The organism is Ferruginibacter sp., from assembly GCF_014377975.1.
Taxonomy (GTDB): domain Bacteria; phylum Bacteroidota; class Bacteroidia; order Chitinophagales; family Chitinophagaceae; genus Ferruginibacter.
The window spans coordinates 1-4,758 of record NZ_JACMOO010000307.1 but is presented as its reverse complement, the minus strand read 5'-3'; the positions used below and the strand labels follow the sequence as shown (position 1 = coordinate 4,758).

Here is a 4,758-nt window from a genome sequence, read left to right as displayed (position 1 = left end):
TAATCCAAAGGTTGCCACCTCTGGGTCAGTAAAGGTCACCCAGGACATAGAATCATTGATCAGTTTTTTCTTAAAAGGAGAAAAGAAATTGTTGAGTAACAATCTTGCATGCGCTTCCGCAGCATGAGAGAATTGAAGGCCGCCGGCAACATCACCGCAAACAAAAACGTTTTTATTAGTGGTCTGTAAATATTTATTGGTAACTATTTTGTTTTCATTCACTGTTACATTAGCGCTTTCTAATTGCAAACCTTCTATGTTTAACTGCCTCCCTACGCCTGCAAATACAGCATCAAATTGTATGTTTATTTTGCCCCTGTTTTTTAAGCTTACGGTGGCTTCATTTCCAGTTAAGAACTGGTCTATTTCGGCATTCAATAAGATGTCAATACCTTCTTTTTTCAATCTTTCTAATAGGATATCGGTAATTGCTTTATCGTCGTGTTCTAAAATGCTATCCCCATTATGTATTATAGTAACCTTGCTTCCCAACCTGCTCATGATTTGTGCCATCTCAATACCTATGGGCCCTCCGCCAACTACTAATAATCTGCCCGGTAATATATAAAGATGAAAGATATTTTCGTTGTCGAAGTACCGTACTTTTTCAATGCCTTGTGCCTGGAGTTTGCGTGGGCTGGAGCCTGTTGCGATAACAATTTTCTTTCCGATATATTGTTCTCCTGCTACTTCAATTTCATTTTTACCTGTAAAATGCGCTGCTCCCAATGCAACATCAACTCCTTGTTTTTTAAGCCAGCCAGCATTTTCATGTTCCCTTATAAGCTCCTGTCTTTCGTACACATAACTTATTGCCTTTTGCATGTCAATTGTGCCGGTCAGGTTAAGACCGAAATTTGCTGCTTCTTTTGCCTGGTGAGCAATCCTGGCAACATGAATCAACGCCTTGCTTGGCACACAACCATCATTAAGGCAATCGCCGCCAATGGAATGATCAGATTTGGAAACCATCAGCACCTGAAAACCTGCCTTTGCCATAAACAATCCTATAGTAAGCCCGCCAGAGCCGCAGCCAATGATGATGATGTCGTATTTTTTTTGATGCATAAAGTTGGGGACGTAGGTGTATTAAAAACCTGACAGAATTATTTTAATAAATTATCAGGCTATGGTGATTTATGTTTGATAAAAATTGAAAATACTCATACTGATTTTTCTTTTTATTGTAAGGCACCCTATTATTTATTATCTGATACAAATGTATAATCTCCCGATCCCAATTCAACAACAGCATATCCTTTTATGTATCGCAGTAATTTAATTTCATTTGATGAAACAATACTTTTTCCGCCTTCTGTAATAACTGCATTTTCCTTAGCAGGCAACCAAATCTCCGCGGTAGTATTTACAGGTATAGTAACCTGTAATTGAAAACGGTTGCCTTCTTTTTTCCAATCGCTTTTTATTAATCCATATATTGATTGATACGTACCCTTTGCCCAGGTAAGTTCTGCGGGTTGTGGTTTGATGATAATTTTTTTGAAGCCTGGCATTGCGGCGTTTATACCTAACAGTGATTTATAAAACCATTCATCTACCGAACCAAACATGGGATGGTTGTAAGAACTGGATGCTGGCTTGGCCCACGACTCCCACAAAGTGGTAGCCTCATTAGCCAGCATATAACCCCAACCCGGAAAAGTTTTCTGGTTGGCAATGCTGTAGGCTAACCCATTATCATCATTTTGGGCCAGTACATCAAATAGCATCATAGTACCAAAAATGCCGGTCGACAAATGCCCATTATGCCGTTCAATTTCTTTAAGCAATGCATTGAAAGTATTTTCTTTTTCTGGCGATAAATTATACCACAAGGCAAAAACCTGGGCTGCTTGTGTAGCATTATCAAACCTGCCAGTAGTGGGTACCAGGTATTTTTCAATAATAGCGTTTTTTATAGTTTGGGCGAGTTGAGCGTATTCTACCGAATCGCCTGTTTTATTGAGGATGCCCGCAAATTCAGTTGCCAGTAAAACATGGTGATAATAAAAACACGCCGCAGAAAATGCTTCTGCCTTTGGGTCTAAGGCTTCATGGTCTCCAATATCCCAATGATACAAACCTTGTATAGCATTCTTTTGAAGAAAATCCAGTTGCTTTTTAAATGCAGGATATTGCTGTGCAATATTTCTTTTATCCCCATATTGGTCATAGAGTTTTTTTTGTAAATAACAAAAAGCCAGTTGCCAACCCAACGGCCCGGACTGCCCACCGTAGCCTCGGTCTGCAATGCCGGTAGAGGGCGCAATTTCTGTTAAGCCCCCATCTGGTTGTTGGTCGTTGGCAAAATCCTGGATTGTTTTTGTATAAAAATTGGCCATATTGTAATTGTAACAATAAGCTCCGGCTGTGGCTACAATATCTGCGCCATAGCCCATCTTTTCCCTGCCAGGGCAATCAGATTGTATACTAAAAATATTGCTTAAAAAAGTCCACTTTATAGTTGAGTGCAAACTGTTGAACATATCATTGGAGCAACTAAATTCTCCATCCTTTTCTACATCGCTGTTCATGCGTAAGCCTTCAATATTTTGCAATGTTAGCTTGCTTGGCCAGCCGGTTATTTCTACATACCTAAACGCATGAAATGTAAACCGGGGGTTCCACACTTCTACCCCAGAACCTTTTAAAATATACTCATCCTGCTGCCAGGCGGTTTTGGGTGCGCCCGGACCGCCGTTTATATTCCACACTTCTTTAATAGCCCCTGCAGTGGTGGTCATCCAGTTTAACGATCCATCGGCATGCAATATTTCGGCGTACCGCATACTTACTTTTGTACCTGCTGCTCCGCTCACTTTTATCCTTGCTACGCCAGCAAAATTTTGCCCCATGTCAACAATAAAAGTGTCTTTACCACTTTCATGCATACTTACGGGTTGTATTACTTTGGTAATCCGGATGGGTGCTTGCATTTGTGCTGATAAAATACCTGATGGGCCATCTGTTACTGTTGCATTTTTCCAACCGGTTTTATCTGTAAACTTTTTTTCTAAACGGGCATCATACTTTTCGCCGAGGTATACATTATTTATAATCACTGGCCCCTTGGCTGTTTGCCAGCTTTCATCGGTAGCAATTGTTTCGTTAGTGCCATCTGTGTATATTAATAACACTTGCGCCTTTACACAAGGCCGGCCAGTTTGTTGTACTTCCCTCAAATTAAAACGCCCAAATAACCTCAATGGCAGTGGATTGTACCAACCATTTCCCAGCAGTATACAAATAGTATTTTCTAATTTATTATTGAATGAATTGGTTACATCATAGGTTACATACAGCACTTCTTTTTTATAAGCCGTAAACCCGGGGTCCAGCAAATGGTCGCCAATTTTTTTGTTGTTGATATATACTTCCGAATAACCAAGCCCGGAAATATATAATCTTGCCGAAACTATTTTTTTATGGATGATAATTTGCTTTTTAAACAATGGCATAGCATCCTCTTTATAAAAACCCTCATCTTTTTCAAATTGTTTACTGCCATCACCTATCCATTTTGCCTGCCAGTCGCTTCCCTGTAAAGCGGCAGTTTCAAAAGTTGATATCGCACTCCATAGGGATGCCTCGCCGTTTTTATCGTATACTTTTACCCGCCAAAAATATTTGGTAAAAGGCTGCAGCAATTTTCCTGAGTATATAATATGAATGTTATCAGCAGAAAGTATTTTACCTGTTTGCCAATTATTTCCCTTCAATAATTTTATTTCTTTTTCATCGTTGCTAACTATTACTTCATAGGCGGTTTGCAACTGGTTTCTTTCCTTACTAGTAAAATTCCAGCTAAGCCTGGGCTTGGCAATATCAATGCCTAAAGGATTTTGAAGATACTCGCAAGTAAGCATACCGGGCTGGATGGTAGTATTGCAAAAACCTGCTGCGAGAACATGCAACAAAACTAATAGTATTGCTATTTGGCGGGGCATAAAATCCACGACGGAAAATTTCTGTTGCAAGCGCATAACGTTAAGCGATAATGGTATAAAAATATGGTGTACGTAAATATAGAAAATAATAAAAACAAAACCTGCTGTACTTTATTGATCCTTAAAATTTCTTTAGCCTTACAAAAAATTAGTTTGATTGTAGTTTAAAAACAAAATTAGAGGATCAAATAATTATAGCCTACGCTCATCGATCTTTATACAATTTTAATGGTGCAGATATTGCCGTGCTTGCGAAGTGGCGGAAATAATTTGTGCCTGTACTTTTAATTTTTTTTATTGAAGATGAGGCGTAGCAGGTATTTATAAAGTAATTAAATTCCGTTTACTTTGTTACAGGCTTGTTATAATAGGGCTACATAACCGCTGACCCCTGCGGGAAATTTTGACATGTTTGAATAATTTTCTTTTATTAATTCGGCAAACAATAGCATCTTTTTTAACGATAGGCACTTTAAAACTTTAAGATTACTATACAAAAAGTAATACAATTATGAAGCGTATCATTCTTTCGTTTCTTGCAAGTTTATTTTTGTCTTCCGGCCATTTTGATAAAAAAGCCACTGTGCAAAAACTTCCTGATACGCTTGCAGAAGAGGTAAAAAATGAAACGCTCAGAACCTGGGATGCCTACACAAAATATGCCTGGCCACACGATGGCTTATTACCTATTTCAAAACCCTATCATGACTGGTATTCCGAATCAATTAATATGTCACCTATTGATGCCTATAGTAATACTTCAATGGACAAGGGCAGTATAGAAAACAGAAATGGTGTAATGAGGAGACCT

The 4,758-nt window shown here is 38.7% G+C and carries 3 protein-coding genes; 1 reads left to right on the top strand and 2 read right to left on the bottom strand.

The genetic code is table 11. The features are described 5' to 3' along the window. Nucleotides 1-1,068, bottom strand: a 1,068-nt coding sequence (locus H7254_RS15650; protein ID WP_301933852.1) for an NAD(P)/FAD-dependent oxidoreductase, incomplete at its 3' end; no start/stop codon positions are given. Between the two features lie 131 nt (nucleotides 1,069-1,199). Further along, nucleotides 1,200-3,917, bottom strand: a complete 2,718-nt coding sequence (locus H7254_RS15645; RefSeq protein WP_301933851.1) for a family 78 glycoside hydrolase catalytic domain — start codon at nucleotides 3,915-3,917, stop codon at nucleotides 1,200-1,202. A 541-nt stretch (nucleotides 3,918-4,458) separates the two neighbouring features. Here H7254_RS15645 and H7254_RS15640 point away from each other — a divergent pair. After that, the coding region (locus H7254_RS15640) for a glycoside hydrolase family 47 protein (RefSeq protein WP_301933850.1) at nucleotides 4,459-4,758 on the top strand (300 nt) is incomplete at its 3' end.